The sequence below is a fragment of the Facklamia sp. HMSC062C11 genome (assembly GCF_001810675.1).
In the GTDB taxonomy this organism is placed as follows: Bacteria; Bacillota; Bacilli; order Lactobacillales; family Aerococcaceae; genus Facklamia; species Facklamia hominis.
Genome location: NZ_KV802410.1, coordinates 1 through 218, shown reverse-complemented (window position 1 = coordinate 218; position 218 = coordinate 1). Strand labels below are relative to the sequence as shown.

Sequence of the window (218 nt, the reverse complement as noted above, 5' to 3'; positions counted from 1 at the left end):
CAGTCTGTTCCTTATGATTATAAGGAGATGGGACCAATTGGGGGAAGACACTTTCCTCTTTTAGGAAGGTGTCATATTCGCATCAAATATATTCCTGATGGTAAGGAGCATCAGATATCTTGTACCATTAATGATGAACGTTTAGGAAGAGGCTATCATGAATCTGGCGAACGATTGGCTTGTATTAGCTTTTACGGTGACAATCGAATAAAACTATC

Annotated in this window: 1 pseudogene; it reads left to right on the top strand. The window is 39.0% G+C overall.

Annotated features, from left to right (window positions below):
* Window positions 1–218, top strand: a pseudogene (locus HMPREF2758_RS06990) (hypothetical protein); the annotation flags it as partial.